At 72.4% G+C, this 19166-nt stretch carries 16 protein-coding genes and 1 pseudogene; 9 read left to right on the top strand and 8 right to left on the bottom strand.

Annotated elements, in window-relative coordinates:
• Positions 1-357 precede the first annotated feature (357 nt).
• On the bottom strand, positions 358-999 hold the full coding sequence (locus ACZ6ZN_RS32290) for a DNA-3-methyladenine glycosylase (RefSeq protein ID WP_398111724.1): 642 nt from the start codon (positions 997-999) through the stop codon (positions 358-360).
• Between the two features lie 145 nt (positions 1000-1144).
• Between ACZ6ZN_RS32290 and ACZ6ZN_RS32285 the strand changes: the two genes are divergently transcribed.
• The 3 genes from ACZ6ZN_RS32285 (at position 1145) to ACZ6ZN_RS32275 (ending at position 3239) form a co-directional block, all read left to right on the top strand.
• Complete coding sequence (locus ACZ6ZN_RS32285; RefSeq protein WP_398111723.1) at positions 1145-1927, top strand: sporulation protein; 783 nt, start codon at positions 1145-1147, stop codon at positions 1925-1927.
• 53 nt (positions 1928-1980) lie between these two features.
• On the top strand, positions 1981-2520 hold the full coding sequence (locus ACZ6ZN_RS32280; RefSeq protein WP_469651704.1) for a YbhB/YbcL family Raf kinase inhibitor-like protein: 540 nt from the start codon (positions 1981-1983) through the stop codon (positions 2518-2520).
• 212 nt (positions 2521-2732) lie between these two features.
• Positions 2733-3239 (top strand): HNH endonuclease, encoded by a 507-nt coding sequence (locus ACZ6ZN_RS32275; protein WP_451877436.1) that lies wholly within the window; start codon positions 2733-2735, stop codon positions 3237-3239.
• A gap of 119 nt (positions 3240-3358) precedes the next feature.
• Here ACZ6ZN_RS32275 and ACZ6ZN_RS32270 read toward each other — a convergent pair whose 3' ends face one another.
• The 3 genes from ACZ6ZN_RS32270 to ACZ6ZN_RS32260 all read right to left on the bottom strand — a co-directional run bounded on the left by ACZ6ZN_RS32270 (position 3359) and on the right by ACZ6ZN_RS32260 (position 5759).
• A complete protein-coding gene (locus tag ACZ6ZN_RS32270; protein WP_398111720.1) occupies positions 3359-4318 on the bottom strand; it encodes an SPFH domain-containing protein in 960 nt (319 codons plus the stop codon).
• 124 nt (positions 4319-4442) lie between these two features.
• The gene (locus ACZ6ZN_RS32265) at positions 4443-4874 is read right to left on the bottom strand and encodes an NfeD family protein (RefSeq protein ID WP_451877435.1); all 432 of its coding nucleotides are present in this window, start codon (positions 4872-4874) and stop codon (positions 4443-4445) included.
• Between the two features lie 87 nt (positions 4875-4961).
• Positions 4962-5759 carry an ABC transporter ATP-binding protein gene (locus tag ACZ6ZN_RS32260; protein WP_398111718.1) on the bottom strand — a complete coding sequence of 266 codons (798 nt, stop codon included), beginning with the start codon at positions 5757-5759 and terminating at the stop codon, positions 4962-4964.
• A gap of 161 nt (positions 5760-5920) precedes the next feature.
• Here ACZ6ZN_RS32260 and ACZ6ZN_RS32255 point away from each other — a divergent pair, with 161 nt between their 5' ends.
• Positions 5921-6706: a hypothetical protein gene (locus ACZ6ZN_RS32255; RefSeq protein WP_469651700.1), complete on the top strand. Its 786-nt coding sequence runs from the start codon at positions 5921-5923 to the stop codon at positions 6704-6706.
• A 172-nt stretch (positions 6707-6878) separates the two neighbouring features.
• On the opposite strand, the gene ACZ6ZN_RS32250 is transcribed toward ACZ6ZN_RS32255, so the two are convergent.
• The 3 genes from ACZ6ZN_RS32250 to ACZ6ZN_RS32240 form a co-directional block, all read right to left on the bottom strand.
• Positions 6879-7121, bottom strand: coding sequence for a chaplin (locus tag ACZ6ZN_RS32250; protein WP_030852293.1), 243 nt, complete (start codon positions 7119-7121; stop codon positions 6879-6881).
• Positions 7122-7277: 156 nt separating this feature from the next.
• A complete protein-coding gene (locus ACZ6ZN_RS32245) occupies positions 7278-7919 on the bottom strand; it encodes a response regulator (RefSeq protein ID WP_376333241.1) in 642 nt (213 codons plus the stop codon).
• Positions 7912-9057, bottom strand: a complete 1146-nt coding sequence (locus ACZ6ZN_RS32240) for a GAF domain-containing sensor histidine kinase (protein ID WP_398111716.1) — start codon at positions 9055-9057, stop codon at positions 7912-7914. Before ACZ6ZN_RS32240 ends, ACZ6ZN_RS32245 begins: the two co-directional genes overlap by 8 nt.
• Before the next feature lie 334 nt (positions 9058-9391).
• Between ACZ6ZN_RS32240 and ACZ6ZN_RS32235 the strand changes: the two genes are divergently transcribed.
• The 3 genes from ACZ6ZN_RS32235 to ACZ6ZN_RS32225 all read left to right on the top strand — a co-directional run bounded on the left by ACZ6ZN_RS32235 (position 9392) and on the right by ACZ6ZN_RS32225 (position 12239).
• Positions 9392-10090: an SDR family NAD(P)-dependent oxidoreductase gene (locus tag ACZ6ZN_RS32235; protein ID WP_451877432.1), complete on the top strand. Its 699-nt coding sequence runs from the start codon at positions 9392-9394 to the stop codon at positions 10088-10090.
• Complete coding sequence (locus ACZ6ZN_RS32230) at positions 10087-11160, top strand: S-adenosylmethionine:tRNA ribosyltransferase-isomerase (RefSeq protein ID WP_469651698.1); 1074 nt, start codon at positions 10087-10089, stop codon at positions 11158-11160. The genes ACZ6ZN_RS32235 and ACZ6ZN_RS32230 overlap by 4 nt, the downstream gene beginning before the upstream one ends.
• Positions 11161-11525: 365 nt before the next feature.
• Positions 11526-12239: a transglycosylase SLT domain-containing protein gene (locus tag ACZ6ZN_RS32225; RefSeq protein ID WP_398111713.1), complete on the top strand. Its 714-nt coding sequence runs from the start codon at positions 11526-11528 to the stop codon at positions 12237-12239.
• Between the two features lie 94 nt (positions 12240-12333).
• Here the strand turns inward: ACZ6ZN_RS32225 and ACZ6ZN_RS32220 are convergent, their stop codons facing one another.
• Positions 12334-14880 (bottom strand): FHA domain-containing protein, encoded by a 2547-nt coding sequence (locus tag ACZ6ZN_RS32220; RefSeq protein WP_469651696.1) that lies wholly within the window; start codon positions 14878-14880, stop codon positions 12334-12336.
• A 242-nt stretch (positions 14881-15122) separates the two neighbouring features.
• Here ACZ6ZN_RS32220 and ACZ6ZN_RS32215 point away from each other — a divergent pair.
• Positions 15123-16991, top strand: a pseudogene (locus ACZ6ZN_RS32215) (streptophobe family protein); the annotation flags it as partial.
• Positions 16992-17918: 927 nt separating this feature from the next.
• Positions 17919-19145, top strand: a complete 1227-nt coding sequence (gene serB, locus ACZ6ZN_RS32210) for a phosphoserine phosphatase SerB (RefSeq protein ID WP_398111711.1) — start codon at positions 17919-17921, stop codon at positions 19143-19145.
• Positions 19146-19166 lie beyond the last annotated feature (21 nt).

The following is a 19166-nucleotide window of genomic DNA, read 5'->3' as shown; positions in this document are numbered from 1 at the left end:
TCTCAAGGAACGGTCGCTTCCTTTGTACTCACCCTCTCGGGCTTTCCTCCGGGCGCTTCCCTTCGGTCTTGCGTTTCCGACTCTATCAGATCTTTTTCGACCCGATTCCCTGTCGGCGGGATTCGCCGTCGGCTTCCGGGCTTTCGCTCGTCGGCCTTTCGACATTCACTACGTTAGCCGATTCCCCGTCCAACTCATAATCGAGTCTTTCGGCGCCGAATTCAGACATGCGGACACGTCGAATTCGCCCCTGCTGAGGGGAGTCGCTGGGTAGTGGTTTGGCCGCCTCCGGTTGCGGGCGAATGCCCTGTCCGGCTCAAGCGGCTCGGACTACCTTACGCACCCCCGTAGGGCGAGTCAACTTCGGCGGCGCCTCGGGACATGGGCCCGGTACGGGCTCACCGTCGGGTCGTCCGCGACCCAGAACCGCCAGGGATGGACGGCCCCTTCACCGGACACACCGGTGCGCGGTCCGTTGCGCACCTGGTCGGAGGGGACGGGGGCGCCGGTCAGTATGCGGAGCGGGGTGTCCGCGGCGGTGCAGGCGTCCGTGCCGTCCAGGGAGCGGTCCACGTCCAGGGCCGTCGCGAGGCGGGCGGGGCCTTTGGCCAGTTCCTTGTCGTTCCGGGCCGAGAGTCGACGGGTGCGGGCCAGTTCGGCGCCCTCGACGATCTCGCCGGCGCGCAGCAGGACCGCGCTGGACCTGCCTTCGGGTCCGCACACCAGGTTCATGCAGAACCACATGCCGTAGGTGAAGTAGACGTACACATGACCGGGCGGACCGAACATCACCGCGTTGCGGGCCGTGCGGCCGCGGTAGGCGTGGGAGCCCGGGTCGTTCTCGCCGTCGTACGCCTCCACCTCCGTGAGGCGGAGGGCGATCGGGCCGTCCGGGGTGCTGCGGACCAGGATGCGGCCGAGGAGGTCGGGGGCGACCTCGAGGACGGGCCGGTCGAAGAACTCCCTGGGCAGGGGCGTACGGTCGGGGCTCGCGATCATGCCGTCCGAGGGTACTGGAGGCGGGAAGCGGCCACGGGGTGGTCGCCGGCACCGGCTCTTGTCAGGGTGGGGCATGGAACCGGCCGCGGCCGGAGAGCGTTTGTAGGGATCAAGGATCCACCCGTAGTGGGCGAGAGGGAGAGACATGGCGTTCAAGAAGCTGCTCGCGAGCCTGGGGGCCGGCGGGGCTTCGGTCGAGACGGTGCTGCACGAGGTCAACGTCGTCCCGGGCGGTGTCGTCCAGGGTGAGGTGCGTATCCAGGGCGGGTCCGTCAACCAGCAGATCGAGGGGCTCTCGGTCGGGCTGCAGGCCAAGGTCGAGGTGGAGAGCGGCGACCAGGAGTACAAGCAGGACATCGAGTTCACCAAGTCCCGGCTGGGCGGTGCGTTCGAGCTCCAGGCGAACGCGGTGCACGCGGTGCAGTTCGGGCTGGAGATCCCGTGGGAGACGCCCATCACGACGATCGACGGGCAGACGCTGCGGGGCATGAACATCGGTGTCACCACCGAGCTGGAGATCGCGCGGGCCGTGGACTCCGGTGACCTGGACCCGATCAACGTGCACCCGCTGCCGGCGCAGAAGGCGATCCTGGACGCGTTCATCCAGCTCGGCTTCCGCTTCAAGAGCGCGGACATGGAGCGCGGTGTCATCCGGGGCACGCGGCAGAAGCTGCCGTTCTACCAGGAGATCGAGTTCTTCCCGCCGCAGCAGTACCGCGGGCTGAACCAGGTCGAGCTGAGCTTCGTGGCCGACCAGCACGCCATGGACGTGGTGCTGGAGATGGACAAGAGGCCGGGGCTGTTCAGCGAGGGCAGCGACACCTTCCGCTCCTTCCAGGTGGGTCTGAACGACTACCAGGGGACCGATTGGGCGGCGTACCTCAACCAGTGGCTCTCCGAGGTGGGCAGCAAGCGCAACTGGTTCTAGGACAGGTCCTAGGCTCGGAAGGGCACGCACCAACCGATCCAGGAGGTACCGAGGTGACCGAGCTCAAGCGGCGGCCGCTCCCCCACGACTTCCATCCGCCCGTGCCGTCGTTCACGGTGACGAGCGAGGACGTCCGTGAGGGCGCCACGCTCCAGGATGCTCAGGTCCAAGCGGCCGGCAACACCTCGCCGCAGCTGCGGTGGGAGGGCTTCCCGCCCGAGACCAAGAGCTTCGCCGTGACCTGCTACGACCCCGACGCCCCGACGGGCAGTGGGTTCTGGCACTGGGTGCTGTTCGACATCCCGGCGTCGGTGACCGAGCTGCCGGCGGGTGCGGGCGGCGGCACGTTCGAGGGGCTTCCGGAGGGGGCCGTCCACGCCCGCAACGACTACGGCAGCAAGGACTTCGGCGGAGCCGCGCCGCCGCCCGGGGACGGGCCGCACCGGTACGTGTTCACGGTCTACGCCGTGGACCAGGAGAAGCTGGGGCCCGACGCGGACGCGTCGCCGGCCGTCGTCGGCTTCAACCTGCGGTTCCACACGATCGGGCGGGCCCAGCTCGTCGGCGAGTACGAGGTGCCCGCCGAGGGCTGAGCCGCCTTCCGCGCCGTCCCGGCGTTCATACGACGTTTGCCCGCTCCTGGTATTGGAATTGATCAGGAGCGGGCATTTTCTTGTTGCCGGGGGTCGCGGGGGTCACCCCCCGTGGGAGCAGCAGATATTGCGTTGTCCATCTCGGCGTGCCCGGCCAGAGTTGGTCCCAGCCCGCCAGGGGGTGGGCCGGTGCACACGGGAGGTGGGCTGGTATGCGGGACACGCTGGTACTGAACGCGAGCTTCGAGCCGTTGTCGACGGTGACGCTGAACCGAGCCGTCGTTCTGGTGCTTCAGGACAAGGCCGTTGTCGAGCAGGCCCACCCCGAACTGCGGATGAGGGGAGCCGCGGTCGACATACCGGCGCCGCGGGTGATCAGGCTCTGCCAGTACGTGCGGGTGCCCTTCCGAAGACGTGCTCCGTGGTCGCGGCGGGGTGTGCTGGTGCGGGACCGGCACAGGTGCGCGTACTGCGGGCGGCGGGCGACGACCGTGGACCACGTGGTGCCGCGGTCGCAGGGCGGGCAGGACAGCTGGCTGAACACGGTGGCCTCGTGCGCGGTGGACAACCACCGCAAGGCGAACCGGACTCCGGAGGAGGCGGGGATGCCGCTGCTGCGGCAGCCGTTCGAGCCGACGCCGGCGGATGCGATGCTCTTGGCTCTGACACAGGGTGACTTGGCGGCGCTGCCGGATTGGCTGACGCTGGACGCGGCGTGACCCTCGCCGTGGGGCCTCGGTGGCTCGTCGTCGGCCGCGGGTCGAGTGCGGTTGATTCGCGCGGTTCCCCGCGCCCCTGACGGGAAGGGGTCGCGGGGGACGTTGCGCGGCTGGTGCTGTCAGTCGATGTAGGGCTTCTCGCGGCGTTCCTGGGCGGGGACGCTGCCCGCGGACCCGCCTCCGTTGCCGCCGGAGCCGCCGCCGATGTTGCCGAAGTTGCCCATGGCGCCGGACAGGCCCTTGAGGGCGTCGCCGATCTCGCTGGGGACGATCCAGAGCTTGTTGGCGTCGCCCTCGGCGATCTTGGGGAGCATCTGGAGGTACTGGTAGGAGAGCAGCTTCTGGTCCGGGTCGCCGGCGTGGATGGCCTCGAAGACCGTGCGGACGGCCTGGGCCTCGCCCTCGGCGCGCAGGGCGGCGGCCTTGGCCTCGCCCTCGGCGCGCAGGATCTGGGACTGCTTCTCGCCCTCGGCGCGCAGGATCTCGGACTGGCGGACACCTTCCGCCTGGAGGATCGCGGCGCGCTTGTCGCGGTCGGCGCGCATCTGCTTCTCCATCGAGTCCTGGATGGAGGTGGGCGGCTCGATCGCCTTGAGCTCGACGCGGTTGACGCGGATGCCCCACTTGCCGGTGGCCTCGTCGAGGACGCCGCGCAGGGCGGCGTTGATCTCCTCGCGGGAGGTCAGGGTCCGCTCCAGGTCCATGCCGCCGATGATGTTGCGGAGCGTGGTGACGGTGAGCTGCTCGATCGCCTGGATGTAGCTGGCGACCTCGTAGGTCGCGGCACGCGCGTCGGTCACCTGGTAGTAGATGACGGTGTCGATGTTGACGACCAGGTTGTCCTGGGTGATCACCGGCTGGGGCGGGAAGGGGACGACCTGCTCGCGCAGGTCGATGCGGTTGCGGATGGTGTCGATGAACGGGACGACGATGTTGAGGCCCGCGTTGAGTGTCCGCGTGTAGCGGCCGAAGCGCTCGACGATGGCCGCGCTGGCCTGCGGGATGACTTGGATCGTCTTGATCAGGGCGATGAAGACCAACACCACCAGAATGATCAGGACGATGATGACCGGTTCCATCGTCGTTCCCCGTACCCTTCTCCGCCTCGGCGCCTTCGGAAGATCCTTGGTTGATCTTGCTGGTCGAGTCTGACAGACCGTCGCGTACCTCGCGAGGAGTTCTCACCAGTTGCGTCGTGCGGGGTCACATGACGACGGCGGTGGCTCCCTCGATGTCCACGACGTCCACTTCCTGGCCCACTTCGTAGGCGCGGCCGGTGTCGAGGGCGCGGGCCGACCAGACCTCGCCGGCGAGCTTGATCCGGCCGCCGGAGGCGTCGACGCGCTCCAGGACGACGGCTTGCCTGCCTTTCAAGGCGTCCACGCCGGAGGCGAATTGGGGCCGTTGTGCGCGGTGCCGGTTCGCGATGGGGCGTACGACGGCGATGCCCGCGGTCGAGACGACGGCGAAGACGACGACCTGGGCGACGGCTCCGCCGCCGAGGACGCCGGTGGTCACGGCGGCGGCGACGGCGCCCACCGCGAGCATGCCGAGTTCGGGCATCGCGGTGACCACGAGCGCGATGCCGAGCGCCGTCGCGCCGATGAGCCACCACAGCCATGCGTCGATGTCCACATGGTCATGGTAGGTCCGCGGGGCCTCTCGCCGACAGGGCGCCCGTGGTGAATTCCCGCTCCCGACCGGGGATTTGCGCGGTGCGGGTCAGGACAGCGGGAGGCCCTGGGCGGTCCAGCGTTCGCCCGACTGCTCGACGACGAGCGGGAGGCCGAAGCAGAGGGACAGGTTGCGGGAGGTGAGTTCCAGCTCCAGCGGGCCCGCGGCGAGGACCTTGCCCTGGCGGATCATGAGGACGTGGGTGAAGCCCGGGGGGATCTCCTCGACGTGGTGGGTCACCATGAGCATCGAGGGGGCGATCGGGTCGAGGGCGAGGCGGCCGAGGCGGCGGACGAGGTCCTCGCGGCCGCCGAGGTCGAGGCCGGCGGCCGGCTCGTCGAGCAGGAGCAGCTCGGGGTCGGTCATCAGGGCGCGCGCGATGAGGGTGCGCTTGCGTTCGCCCTCGGAGAGGGTGCCGAACCGGCGCTGGAGGTAGTCGCTCATGCCGAGCCGGTCGAGGAAGGCGCGGGCGCGCTGCTCGTCGACCTCCTCGTAGTCCTCGTTCCAGGTGGCGGTCATGCCGTAGGCGGCGGTGAGGACCGTCTGCAGGACCGTCTGGCGCTTGGGGAGCTTCTCGGTCATGGCGATGCCGGCCATGCCGATGCGGGGGCGCAGCTCGAAGACGTCGGTGCCGGGGCGGCCGAGGGTCTCGCCGAGGATGGTGGTGGTGCCCGCGCTGGGGTAGAGGTAGGTGGAAGCGAGGTTCAGGAGGGTGGTCTTGCCGGCGCCGTTCGGGCCGAGGATGACCCAGCGCTCGCCCTCCTTGACCGACCAGGAGACCTGGTCCACCAGAGCCCGGCCCTCGCGGACCACGGATACGTCCTGAAGCTCCAGAACATCGCTCATGAGCGCGTTGTCTCCCCTTGCAGTGTGGCCGGTCTCGGCTGTCGCGTACGCCTGTGGCTCGGTCCGCCGCGCCGGTGGGCGCAGCCCTCCATGAAATCTACGCCACCGGCCGACCGGGGCATTCCCTCGGTCCGGTCCTTGGAGGGTCCTAGGGTGGAGGCATGCTTGCTGAACCACGTGCCGGGCGCCTCGCCGCTTGGGGAAACGCCCTTTTGGCCGGACTTGTCTCTCCGGATGACGCGGTGCTCGCCATCGTCGGCGAGGACGCGGTGCACCGGGTGGCCGGGCTGCCGGACGAGCCGGGCCAGGTCGGTCTGACGCTCGCGCTGGGGCGGCTGCGCCGGCTCGGGGCGACCGGGTTGCGGGTGGCGCTGCCGGCGCCGGGGCATCCGCTGGGCCTGAGCGGGCCGCCGGAGTTCAACGCGCGGGCGCTGGAGGCGGAGGAGGCGGTGGTCTGTCACGGGGCCGCGCTCGGGCTGGTGCCGGACGTGTACGACGCCGGCCCCGAGGGGGTGCAGGTCGAGGTGATCTGGCATGTGCTGCCGGTGCGGGAGGCGCCCCCGGCGGACGTGCCGTCGCTGGGCGAGGCGGAGCGGGAGCTCGCGGAGGCCCTGCGGGAGGCGACCGAGGTGCTGACGCGGCTGGACGTGGCCGGGTCGGGGCCGGTGGCCGAGGCGGCCGTCGAGGCGTACCGGGCCCGGGCCGAGCGCGGGCGGGAGGTGCTGGCGCCGGGGTATCCGCCGCGGGCGGTGCGGGTGCTGGAGCTGGCGCAGCGGGTGGGGGCGCTCATCGCCGTGGCGACCGAGAGCGGTCACGGGGGTGCGATGAGTTCGTCGGAGATCGCGGCGCGGCGGGAGGCGCTGCGGCCGGTGGAGCGGACGGCCCGGCGGGCGCAGGTCGCGGCGTACAACTCCGTCGTGGAGGAGCGGGAGCGCGGGGTGCGGTGACCGGTGCGGTGACGGGGGTTCGTGCCGCGCCCGAGGCCACGGTGACGTGCGCCCTTGCTTGAGCGGGTCTCCGGGGCCGGGGAGCGCCGCGGGCCTGCGGTCGTGCGGGCCGGCCTCCCGGGCGGGGCCGGGAGGCCGGTGTCACCTCCGGCTCGGAGACGGAGGCGGCGCGTCAGTGGTTGACGGCCAGGTTGCCGAAGGCCGGGTTCAGGATGCCCACGACGTTCACGCTGTTGCCGGAGACGTTGACCGGCACGTGCACCGGGGCCTGGACGACGTTGCCCGAGCCGACGCCCGGGGAGCCCACGGCCTGGCCGTCGGCGTGCGCGCTGGTGGCGGAGGCCATGCCCGCGCCCGCGGCCAGCAGGCCACCGGTCACCATCGTCACGGCCGCTGCCTTCTTCAGGTTCTTCACTTCTGAGCCCTCCTAGCGATTGCCGCGGCAGGCGCCGCAGCACGCACTGGAGAACGGTGAAGATCCCCCGAGGATGCGCCATATGGGGGACGTTCCCACGACAGTATGAATCTCAGTCCGGAACGGAACCTTCCGCGGTGCCGTGGGAGCAGGGTGTCAGCCCGCCACACCATGGCGGACGGCCCACAGCGCCGCCTGCGTCCGGTCGGCCAGGTCGAGCTTCATCAGGATGTTCGAGACGTGGGTCTTGACGGTCTTCTCGGACAGGACGAGGGCGCGGGCGATCTCGCGGTTGGAGCGGCCGTCCGCTATCAGCCCGAGCACCTCGCGCTCCCGCTCGGTGAGGGAACCGGCCCGGCCCGGGCCCGAGTTGGCCTCCTCCTGGGAGAGCAGGGCGCCGGCCACCTCCGGCTGGAGGAGGATGTGCCCGGCGTGGACGGAGCGGATGGCCCCGGCGAGCGCGTCGGGGTCGACGTCCTTGTAGACGTACCCGGCGGCGCCCGCGCGCAGAGCCGGGACGACCGTGCGCTGTTCAGTGAAGCTGGTGACGACGAGCACGCGCGCGGGGTTGTCGAGCTCGCGGAGTCGGCGCAGCGCGTCGACTCCGTCCATGCCCGGCATCTTGACGTCCATGAGGATGACGTCGGGGCGCAACTCCTCGGCGCGGTCCACTCCTTCGGCGCCGTCCGCGGCCTCGCCGACGACCTCGATGTCGTCCTGCACCTCGAGGAAGGTGCGCAGGCCCCGGCGGACCACCTGGTGGTCGTCGACGAGCAGCACCCTGATTGCGTCAGCCACCGGGGACCTCCATCTCGATCGTGGTGCCCTTGCCGGGCGCCGATTCCACGGTGAGCGTGCCGCCGGCGCCGCCGGCCCGGTCCCGCATCGAGACCAGACCGAGGTGGCGTCCGGCGCGGCGCACCGCGCTCGGGTCGAATCCGCCGCCGTCGTCGGTGACCCGCAGCACCGCTCCCCCGCCGCGCCGTTCCAGGGTGACGTCGACGTGCTCGGCGCCGGAGTGGCGCAGGGCGTTGTGCAGCGCTTCCTGGGCGACCCGCAGGACGGCTTCCTCCTGGGAGGCGGGCAGGGCCTTCACGCCGTGGGCGGTGAAGGTGACGCGGGCGCTGTGGGCGCGGTCGAGGACCTGGATCTGGGTGCGCAGGGTGGCGACCAGACCGTCCTCGTCGAGGGCGGCCGGACGCAACTCGACCACGGCCGCCCGCAGTTCGTCCGCCGCCTCGGCGGCCAGCACCGCCACCTGATGCAGTTCCCCCTTGGCGCGGGAGGGGTCCCGGTCCACCAGACGGGCGGCGGCCTGGGCGGTCAGGCGCAGCGAGAACAGCTTCTGGCTGACCGCGTCGTGCAGCTCGTGGGCGAGGCGGGAGCGCTCCTCGGCGATGGTGAGCTCCCGGCTGCGTTCGTACAGGCGGGCGTTGGTCAGGGCGATCGCGGCGTGCTGGGCGAGGATGCCGAGCAGTTCCTCGTCGTCCTGGGTGAAGCCGCAACCGCCGTCGGGCCTGGAGCAGTTCTTGTTGGCGAGGAACAGGGCGCCGATGACCTCGTCCCCGTCGCGGATCGGCAGGCCGAGGAAGTCGACCAGATCGGGGTGGGCCTTGGGCCAGCCCTCGAAGCGGGGGTCCTTGCGGACGTCGGCCAGGCGCTCGGACCTCGCCTCGTGCAGCATCGCGGCGAGGATGCCGTGCTGGCGCGGCAGGGGGCCGATGGCCTTCCACTGCTCCTCGCTGACGCCGTCGACGACGAACTGGGCGAAGCCGCCGTGGTCGTCCGGTACGCCGAGTGCGGCGTACTGCGCGTCGAGCAGCTCGCGGGCCGAGGCGACGATCGTCTTGAGGACGTCGCGCACCTCCAGGTGCCTGCTCATGGCCAGGAGCGCGGAGCTCACCGCGGCGAGGCCGGACCGGGGGCCGTGACTCATGTCCTCACCGTACCGGCGTGCCCGGCGGCGCGGATCGGGCCGGTGGCGGCCGGGGCGGGGCCGCTGGACCTAGGTCGCGGGGCCGAGGCCGCGGGGGCGGGGCGTAGATCCGGGGACCGGGCCGGGAGCGGCGGGGCGCAGGTCCGGGCGGCCTGCCTGGCGCCGAAGGGGGCGGTGCGGCGGCCCGGGTCCCCGGACCGGGGGCTCGCGGTCTACGGCCAAGGGACCCGGTGGCTTGCGGCCTGCGGCGGAGGCGGGCCGGACGGCTCCGTTCCTACGTTGAGGGCACGTCGACCGGCCTCGGTCGACGGTGATCAGGACGAGGGAGCGGATCATGCCGGTGGCGATCATCACGGGTGCCTCGAAGGGGCTGGGCCTGGCCCTGGCGCGGGCCCTGGCCGAACGGGGCTGGGACCTGGTGCTCGATGCCCGGGGCGCCGAGGTGCTGGCGGAGGCGGCGCGGGCGGTCGCCGTGCACGGCACACGGGTGACGGCCCTGCCCGGGGACGTCACCGACCCCGGGCACCGGGCCGGGCTGGTGGCGGCGGCGTGGCGGCTGGGCGGGGTCGACCTGCTGGTGCACAACGCCAGCGCGCTGGGCGCGGAGCCTCTGGTGCGGCTGGAGGAGCTGCCGCTGGAGGGGCTGCGCCGGGCCCTGGAGGTGAATCTGGTCGCGGGGCTGGGGCTGGTGCAGGAGGCGCTGCCGTTGCTGCGGGCCTCGGGCGCGGGTGCCGTGGTGGCGGTCAGCTCGGACGCGGCGGCCGAGGCGTACGAGACGTGGGGCGGTTACGGGGCGTCCAAGGCGGCGCTGGACCACCTGGCGGCCGTGCTCGCCGTGGAGGAGCCGGGGCTGCGGGTCTGGGCCGTCGATCCCGGTGACATGGCCACCGACCTGTACGCGGCGGCCGTGCCGGACGACCCGGACCCGCGGCCCGAGCCGGCCCGGGTGGTGCCGGGGTTCCTGCGGCTGCTGGACGAGCGGCCGGCCAGCGGGCGGTACGCGGCCGCGGCCCTGGCGGAGGGGGTCCGATGACGCTCGCGGTACGGGTGCCGCAGGAGCTGTCGGCCCGGGTGCCGGTGGAGCAGCGGGCGCCCGGGCTGGACCGGGACGGCGTGCGGATGCTGGTGTCACGGGGGGCCGGGGTGGCGCACCACACGTTCCGGGAGCTGCCCGGCCTGCTGCGGGCCGGGGACGTGCTGGTGGTCAACACCTCGCCGACGCTGGCAGCGGCGGTCGACGGGCGGATCGGGCACGCACGCGTGGTGGTGCACTTCTCCACCCGCGGCGACGACGGCCGCTGGGCGGTGGAGCTGCGGGAACCGGACGGGCGCGGCACCACGCGCGCGCGTGCGGGGGCGCCCGCGGGCAGTGAGGTGTGGCTGCCGGGCGGGACGCGACTGGTGCCGGAGGAACCGCTGAGCGCACGGAGCGGACGACTGTGGTGGGCGGCGGTGGTGAACGGGCGGGGGGACGGCGCCGGGGAGGAGCCGGATCCGGTGCCAGGGCTGCTGCGGGAGTACGGGCGGCCCATCCGCTACTCCTACACGGAGCGGGACCAGCCGCTGTCCGTCTACCAGACGGTGTTCGCGCTGCCCCGCGCGGACGGGTCGGGCAGCGCGGAGATGCCGAGTGCGGCGCGGCCCTTCACCGCCCGGGTCGTGACGGAGCTGGTGAGCCGGGGGGTGCAGTTCGCGCCGATCACCCTGCACACGGGGGTGGCCTCGGCGGAGGCCCACGAACCGCCCTACCCGGAGCGCTTCGCGGTTCCCGGGACCTCCGCACGGCTGATCAACGCGGCCGGGGCCGCGGGGGGCAGGGTCGTGGCGGTCGGGACGACGGCGGTGCGGGCCGTGGAGTCGGCGGTGGACTCCGACGGGGTCGTGCGCGCGCGTGAGGGGTGGACGGACCTCGTCGTCACGCCGGAGCGCGGGGTGCGCGTGGTGGACGGGCTGCTGACCGGGCTGCACGAGCCGGAGGCGTCGCACCTGCTGATGCTGCGGGCGCTCGCGGGCAGCACCGCGGTCGAGCGGGGGTACGCGGCCGCGCTCCGGGGCCGGTACCTGTGGCACGAGTTCGGCGACGTGCATCTGCTGTTGCCGTGACCGAGCCCGGACGGCCTTCTGACGGCCCCTCACACTGAGCATCGCTCGTGCAACGGGCGGTGAGAACGGGGGGTGCCCCGTGTGAGCCCGCGCATAGGGCGCACGTCACGTACGAAAGGGCGTAGGAGACAAAGCCGCCCCTTTTGAGCGGCCCAGACAGTCCTTTCTGACCCGGTTTACCCCTCCCTGATCCACTATCTTCTTTCGTACGTCACACCTTTGCCACGCCATTTTGCGGCCGCTAAGAATTGCAGACGTCGCTCAGCGCCGTGGGTTCTTCCCCCGCGGCGTTCGTGTCGGAAACACACCGAGTCCAACGCCGGACGCCGAGCGACTCCCGCGCTATTCGAAGAGGTCCACTCAGCATGCCCAAGAACATCTTCAGCCGTGTTCAGAGTCGTAGCCTGACCCGTCACCACAAGATCGCCATGGCCGGTGTCGCCACCCTGGGTGCCGCCGCCATCGGGTTCTCCGCGGTGCCGAGCGGTGCTTCGACGAAGACCACGACCGAGGCCGCTCAGCCGGCTGCCGTGGCGTACAGCACCGAGCAGATCAAGGACGTCAAGGCGAGCGTCACCGACCAGATGGCCGGTGCCAGCCTGAAGGCGGAGCAGATAGCGGCCAAGCAGAAGGCCGAGGCCGCCGCCGCGGCCAAGAAGAAGGCGGCCGCCGAGGCCGCCAAGAAGAAGGCCGAGGCCGCGCGCAAGGCCAAGGAGGCCGCGAGCCGCGACGCCAAGCGCGCCACGGTCAAGAAGTACCCGAACAACCTCGACGGCTGGATCCGCGAGTCGCTCGACATCCTGAAGAAGCACGACATCCCGGCGTCGTACGACGGCATCCACCGCAACATCATGCGTGAGTCCTCGGGCAACCCGAAGGCGATCAACAACTGGGACATCAACGCGATCAACGGCATCCCGTCGAAGGGCCTGCTGCAGGTCATCCCGCCGACCTTCGCGCACTGGCACGTCCCCGGCACCTCCTGGGACATCTACGACCCGGTAGCCAACATCACCGCCGCCTGCCACTACGCGGCCGACAAGTACGGCTCGATGGACAACGTCAACAGCGCGTACTGAGGCCGGCGCGGGACCTCATCGCTTCGCTGACTGAACGCCGAAGGGCGGCACCCTCCTGACGGGGTGCCGCCCTTCGGGCGCCGCGAGGCGGTGACTACTTGCGCATGACCTCGGGCTCGTGGCGCCGCAGGAAGCGGGCCACGAAGAAGCCGCAGATCACGCCGAGCACCAGCAGCGCGCCCATGTCCATGGCCCAGGCCCCGGCGGTGTGCTCCCACAGCGGGTCGGTGTCGCCGGCCGTCTCGGGCGGGCTGATCCTGTTGAAGTCCAGCGTGGCGCCGGAGGCGGCGACCGCCCAGCGCGACGGCATCAGGAACGAGAACTGGTTGACGCCGATCGAGCCGTGCAGCGTGAACAGGCAACCGGTGAACACGACCTGGATGATCGCGAACATCACCAGCAGCGGCATGGTCTTCTCGGCCGTCTTCACCAGCGACGAGATGATCAGGCCGAACATCATGGACGTGAAGCCCAGCGCCATGATCGGCACCGACAGCTCCAGCAGGGTGGCACTGCCGAAGATCAGGCCCTCCTCGGGGATCTCCCGGCTGGAGAAGCCGATGACGCCGACGAGCAGGCCCTGGAGCACGGTGATCATGCCGAGCACGAACACCTTCGACATCAGGTACGCCGAGCGGGACAGGCCGGTGGCGCGCTCCCGCTCGTAGATGACCCGTTCCTTGATCAGCTCGCGGACCGAGTTCGCCGCGCCCGCGAAGCAGGCACCCACCGCGAGGATCAGCAGGACCGTGGTCGCCGTGCCGTTCGGGATGATCCGGCCGGTCTGCGGGTTGGCGGGGTTGGGCAGCAGGCCCTTGTCCGCGTCGATGAGCAGGCTCACCGCGCCGAGCACGGCCGGCAGGATCACCATCAGCGCCAGGAAGCCCTTGTCGGACGCGATCACCGACACGTAGCGCCGGACCAGCGTGACGAACTGCGACATCCAGCCCTGCGGCTTCGGCGGCTTCATCGCCTGCATGGCCGGAACCTGTACGGACTGCGGCGCGACGGCGTCGATGTCCGCGGCGTACATCTGGTAGTGCTGCGAGCCCTTCCAGCGGCCCGCCCAGTCGTAGTCGCGGTAGTTCTCGAAGGCGGAGAAGACGTCGGCCCAGGTGTCGTAGCCGAAGAAGTTCAGTGCCTCCTCCGGCGGACCGAAGTAGGCGACCGAACCGCCCGGCGCCATCACCAGCAGCTTGTCGCAGATCGCCAGCTCGGCCACCGAGTGGGTGACGACGAGGACCGTGCGGCCGTCGTCGGCGAGGCCCCGCAGCAGCTGCATGACGTCGCGGTCCATGCCCGGGTCGAGGCCGGAGGTCGGCTCGTCCAGGAAGATCAGCGACGGCTTGGTCAGTAGCTCCAGCGCGACCGAGACGCGCTTGCGCTGGCCGCCGGACAGGGACGTGACCTTCTTGTCCTTGTGGATGTCGAGCTTGAGCTCGCGCAGCACCTCGTCGATCCGGGCCTCGCGCTCGGCCGCCGTGGTGTCGGCGGGGAAGCGCAGCTTGGCCGCGTACTTGAGGGCCTTCTTGACGGTCAGCTCCTTGTGCAGGATGTCGTCCTGCGGGACCAGACCGATGCGCTGGCGCAGCTCGGCGAACTGCTTGTACAGGTTCCGGTTGTCGTACAGGACCTCGCCCTGGTTGGCGGGGCGGTAGCCGGTGAGCGCCTTCAGCAGCGTCGACTTGCCGGAACCGGACGGGCCGATGACCGCGATGAGCGACTTCTCCGGGACGCCGAACGAGACGTCCTTGAGGATCTGCTTGCCGCCGTCGACCGTGACGGTCAGGTGGCGCGCGGAGAAGGACACCTCACCGGTGTCGACGAACTCCTCGAGCCGGTCGCCGACGATCCGGAACGTCGAGTGGCCGACGCCCACGACATCGGTCGGGCCGAGCAGCTGCGAGCCGCCCTTGGCGATCGGCAGACCGTTGACGTACGTGCCGTTGTGGGAGCCGAGGTCGCGGATCTCCATGCGGCCGTCGGGCGTGGCGTGGAACTCGGCGTGGTGCCGGGAGACCTGCAGGTCCGAGACGACCAGCTCGTTCTCCAGGGCACGGCCGATGCGCATCACGCGGCCGAGGGAGAACTGGTGGAAGGTGGTCGGGCTGCGGTCGCCGTGGACCGGCGGCGCCCCCGCGGCACCGCCGGGGCCCTGCTGCTGCGGGATGTGCGCGGCGCCCTGCTGCGGCTGCTGCCAGCCGGCCTGCGGGGCGTTCTGCTGGTGCGGCGCGGCCTGCTGGTGCGGCGGCTGCTGGGAGGGGGCCTGCTGCCCCCAGCCCGGGCCCGCGCCCTGCGCGGCGTACGGCTGCTGCTGGGGCCGGGCCTGCGGTGTGGCGACGGAGGCCGCGGCTCCGGAGAGGTTCAGGCGCGGGCCGTCGGTCGCGTTGCCCAGGTTGACCGCCGAACCGGGGCCCAGCTCCACCTGGTGGACGCGCTGCCCCTGCACGAAGGTGCCGTTGGTGCTGCCGTGGTCCTCGATGACCCAACTGCGGCCGTCGAAGCGGACCGTGGCGTGACGCCAGGAGACCCTGGCGTCGTCGAAGACGACGTCCCCCTGCGGATCGCGTCCGAGGGTGTATGCCCTGGACGGATCGAGCGTCCAGGTACGTCCGTTTGATTCCAGTACGAGTTCCGGCACTCCATGCCCCACTGAGTTGTCCCCCGAGTTGTCCCCCGACATGGGGAGTCTAGGGATGTCGAACATCGGGGGGAACTATTTCAGGAGCGGCCCCCTGACCGAAAGTCGGGCCTCGGGATGACCGGAGTGCGGACGCTTCGCCGATTCCGTTGACGGGGTTGAAATCCGGCCGGAGAGTGGTATTTCGACGCGAGGGGGACATGCGCGGTGTTCCCGTCGCGGCGCGGATCGGGGGGTCTGCCATGGGCGCTGCCGCAGGGGTGGGGGCGGAGCGGGACCACGCGCGCGTGCCGTGGGGTGACGTGCTGGTGTCCGCCCTGGCCGCCGTCAGCTGGGCGTTGATCGGCATGGCGGGGACGGCGGCGCTGGGCCTGCGGCTGCTGGAGGCGGACGCGGCGGGCTCGTCGGGGCCGATGACCGCCGCGGTGGTGGCGCTGGCGGCGGGCGGGTCGGTCACGCCGTCCGGTGACGTGTCGGCGTTCGGCCTGTCGGGCGCGGAGGCGGACACGGCCCTCCGGATCACGCCACTGGGTGTGAGCCTGGCCGGGGCGGTGCTGCTGTCCTGGTTCTTCCTACGGTCCCTGCGCGCGGCGGGAGTTGAGATCTCGCCGGGCGAACTCGCCGCCCGGGCGGGCGCGGTGACGGTGCTGTTCGTGGCGATGCTGGGCGGGCTGGCCTGGGCGGGACACGATGTCATCACGATCGACGGGGGGTCGCTGGGCCTCGCCGACGTGCCGGGCGGCGACACGGGCCTCGCCGTCCCGGGGCTGGGCGACGTCGGGGGGCTGCTGCCGGACCGGCTCGGCGACCTGGCCGACGCGCGGGCCTCCGTCGGCTTCACGGTCGACACCGCGCCGACGCTGCTCGGCGGGCTGCTGTGGGTGGCGGGCGTCCTGGCCGTCGCCCTGCTCGCCTCCCGCCGTACGCCGCTGCCGCCGGGCTGGGAGGGCCTGCACCGGGTGGTGCGGCCGGCCGTGTCCGCCCTGGTGACCGCGCTGCTGGTGGCCGTGGCGGCGGGCCTGGCCGCGGCGGCGTACGCGGCGGCCGGGGACGACCGTCCCGGGCGCATCGCGGGAGCGGCGCTGCTCGGGGCGCCGAACGGTGTGTGGCTGGGCGTCCCGGTCGGCCTGTTCGTGGCGTGGGACGGCCGCGCGACGGGCGAGCTGCCCCGCTTCCTCCCGCACCCGCTGGACGACCTGCTCGGGTCGGGGCCGGACCGCCCGGTGACGCTGGGGCGTCTGGCCGAACTGGACGGCCGGGTGTGGCTGCTGGGCGTGGGGGCGGTGCTGCTGATGCTGCTCGCGGGGGTCCTGACGGGGGTACGGACGCCGGTGGGGGCGCGGCCCGCCGGCGTGGGGTTCTCCGGTGCGGACGACTCCGGGCCGGGCGCGCGGCGGCACCCGGGGGCGCTCGGGTTCATGGGCCGGTGCGCGGTGCGGCTGGGGAGCGTGACGGCGTTGGGGTTGCCCCTGCTGGTCCGGCTGACGGACGTGTCCGTGACGGCGTCCCTGTCCGTGCTCGGCATCGACGCCTTCGGGGCCGGTCTGACGCTGCACGGGCACCTCGGCACGGCCGTCCTGCTGGGCGCGCTGTGGGGAGCCGGGGCCGGGGCGGCCGGGGCCGGGCTCGCGTGGCTGTGCGGGGCGGCGGGCCGCTCGGCGTCGGGACCGGCCCGGGGACAAGGGCCGGGCAGGGACGCGGGGGTCCGGCGGCCACGGCGGGACGGCGGTGTGCGGGGGCCGGGGGGTGAGGCGGAGCACCGGCAGCCGACTGCGGGCATGGGTGGTGGTGGCGGCAGCGCAACGGTGCCGCGGCACAGCGCAGCGCCCTGGCGGACCGGCCCGGGCGGCACACGGGGAGCGCCCGGGCCGAACGAGGAGACACAGCGGGTGCAGCCGTACGGCGCCCGGAGCGGGCCAGCGGGTCCGGGGCGGAAGGCACCCCTCTGGCCCGACGGACCCCCTCCCCCGCCAGGCACACCCCGCCCGGGAGGCGGCGCGGACGCCTCAGGCGGACCCACCGCACCGGGGAGGGACGCGCCCCTCTGGCCCAGCGGACCCCCTGCCCCGCCACGCAGCACACCCCGGCCGGACGGCGACCCGGACGCCTCAGGGGGACCCACCGCACCGGGGAGGGACGCGCCCCTCTGGCTCAGCGGACCCCCTGCCCCGCCACCCAGCACACCGGGCACACCCCGCCCGGACGAACAGACACAGCAGATGAAGCCGCACGGCGGTCCCGTCGAACCGGGCCGGAACGCAACCCCTCGCCCCGGCGAACTCCCCGCCCCACCGGGCACATCCCGGCCGGCCAGCGGCCCGGGCGCCTCGGGCGGGCCCGGTGAACCAGGGCAGAATGCAACCGCCTGGCCCGCCGAACCCCCTGCCCTGCCACGCCGCACACCCGGCACACCCCGGCCGGACGAATCCGGGCCCTACGCACCCGGTGTGCCGTACCGGCCGCCGAACCCGGCCACCAACCCCTACCTCCGCGTCCCCGGCGAGTTCCACGGCCCGGAGGACGCTCGTCCCGACGATGCGGGACAGCCGCAGGACGCAGGTCCCGGGCAGCCACACCCACCGACGGGCGCACCCCCCGGCCCACCCGTCCCACCGGAAGAGACACCCCCCGATCCGCCACCCCCGCCCGGAGACGCACCACCCCGACAACCACCCCCACCAGCCGGCGCACCCCGCGACGACAGCACCCCTCCGGATCGCGAGCCCGCCGCGCACGGCGACCCCTCCGTGCCGGACGGCGACGGCATCTACGGCGCCCCCACCGTCGTCCGGCCCCTGGGCCCGCCGCCTCGCGGCGCCGGGCCGCGAACCCGGCCGGACGACGGTCCACCGCCGCCACCGCCACCGCCTCCTCCCCCGCCCGCGCGTGGCCCGCGCGGGGGTGGGAGGTGAGGACGGCCCGCACCACCGCCGTCCCACCGTCCCGTTCGCGCCACCGGGGCGACACCCACTGTTCGCTGTCCGCCAGACGGACCACAGGGGCGGCGGGCACGACCCGCCGGATACGGTGGAACCACCATGAGCGCTTCGCAGACCTCGTCTCCCGACGTCCCTGCCGACGTCCCCACTCTCCTCGTGAAGATCTTCGGCAAGGACAGGCCGGGCATCACCGCCGGGCTCTTCGACACCCTGGCCGCCTACTCCCTCGACGTCGTCGACATCGAGCAGGTCGTCACCCGTGGGCGCATGGTGCTGTGCGCGCTCGTGACCGAGCCGCCCCCCGGCCTGGAGGGCGACCTCCGGGCGACCGTGCACAGCTGGGCCGAGTCGATGAAGATGCAGGCGGAGATCATCTCCGGCCTCGGCGACAACCGGCCGCGCGGCCTCGGCCGCTCCCTGGTCACCGTGCTCGGGCACCCGCTCACCGCCGAGGCCACGGCGGCGATCACCGCGCGGATCACCCGGACCGGCGCCAACATCGACCGCATCTTCCGCCTCGCCAAGTACCCCGTCACCGCGGTCGAGTTCGCCGTCTCCGGCGTGGAGACCGAGCCGCTGCGCACCGCCCTGGTGACCGACGCCGCCCGGCTCGGCGTCGACGTGGCGGTCGTCGACGCGGGGCTGTACCGCCGGGCTCAGCGGCTGGTCGTCATGGACGTCGACTCCACCCTCATCCAGGACGAGGTCATCGAGCTGTTCGCCGCCCACGCGGGCTGCGAGGACAAGGTCGCCGAGGTGACGGCCGCGGCGATGCGCGGGGAGCTGGACTTCGAGCAGTCCCTGCACGCGCGCGTGGCCCTGCTGGAGGGACTGGACGCCTCCGTGGTCGACAAGGTGCGCAGCGAGGTGCGGCTGACGCCGGGCGCCCGTACCCTGATCCGCACGCTGAAGCGCCTGGGCTACCAGGTCGGTGTGGTCTCGGGAGGCTTCACGCAGGTCACGGACGACCTGAAGGAGCGGCTCGGGCTGGACTTCGCCCAGGCCAACACCCTGGAGATCGTCGACGGGAAGCTCACCGGCAGGGTGACGGGCGAGATCGTCGACCGGGCGGGCAAGGCCCGGCTGCTGCGCCGGTTCGCCGCGGAGGCGGGTGTGCCGCTGTCGCAGACGGTGGCGATCGGTGACGGCGCGAACGACCTCGACATGCTGAACGCGGCCGGGCTCGGCGTCGCCTTCAATGCCAAGCCGGTGGTACGCGAGGCCGCGCACGCCGCGGTGAACGTCCCGTTCCTGGACACCGTCCTGTACCTGCTCGGCATCACCCGCGAAGAGGTCGAGGCGGCGGACACCCACGAAACGGTCTGACCGGACGGCAAGGGGCCCGGC

It is taken from the genome of Streptomyces sp. NPDC053665 (genome assembly GCF_055585285.1).
This window is presented reverse-complemented; position numbering and strand designations above follow the sequence as displayed.

What these genes read in the sequence shown, in the direction of transcription:
- ACZ6ZN_RS32290 (WP_398111724.1), bottom strand. Translation starts at nt 999, where the DNA reads ATGATCGCGAGCCCCGACCGTACGCCCCTGCCCAGGGAGTTCTTCGAC.
- ACZ6ZN_RS32285 (WP_398111723.1), top strand. Translation starts at nt 1,145, where the DNA reads ATGGCGTTCAAGAAGCTGCTCGCGAGCCTGGGGGCCGGCGGGGCTTCG.
- ACZ6ZN_RS32275 (WP_451877436.1), top strand. Translation starts at nt 2,733, where the DNA reads ATGCGGGACACGCTGGTACTGAACGCGAGCTTCGAGCCGTTGTCGACG.
- ACZ6ZN_RS32270 (WP_398111720.1), bottom strand. Translation starts at nt 4,318, where the DNA reads ATGGAACCGGTCATCATCGTCCTGATCATTCTGGTGGTGTTGGTCTTC.
- ACZ6ZN_RS32260 (WP_398111718.1), bottom strand. Translation starts at nt 5,759, where the DNA reads ATGAGCGATGTTCTGGAGCTTCAGGACGTATCCGTGGTCCGCGAGGGC.
- ACZ6ZN_RS32255 (WP_469651700.1), top strand. Translation starts at nt 5,921, where the DNA reads ATGCTTGCTGAACCACGTGCCGGGCGCCTCGCCGCTTGGGGAAACGCC.
- ACZ6ZN_RS32240 (WP_398111716.1), bottom strand. Translation starts at nt 9,057, where the DNA reads ATGAGTCACGGCCCCCGGTCCGGCCTCGCCGCGGTGAGCTCCGCGCTC.
- ACZ6ZN_RS32235 (WP_451877432.1), top strand. Translation starts at nt 9,392, where the DNA reads ATGCCGGTGGCGATCATCACGGGTGCCTCGAAGGGGCTGGGCCTGGCC.
- ACZ6ZN_RS32230 (WP_469651698.1), top strand. Translation starts at nt 10,087, where the DNA reads ATGACGCTCGCGGTACGGGTGCCGCAGGAGCTGTCGGCCCGGGTGCCG.
- ACZ6ZN_RS32225 (WP_398111713.1), top strand. Translation starts at nt 11,526, where the DNA reads ATGCCCAAGAACATCTTCAGCCGTGTTCAGAGTCGTAGCCTGACCCGT.
- serB (WP_398111711.1), top strand. Translation starts at nt 17,919, where the DNA reads ATGAGCGCTTCGCAGACCTCGTCTCCCGACGTCCCTGCCGACGTCCCC.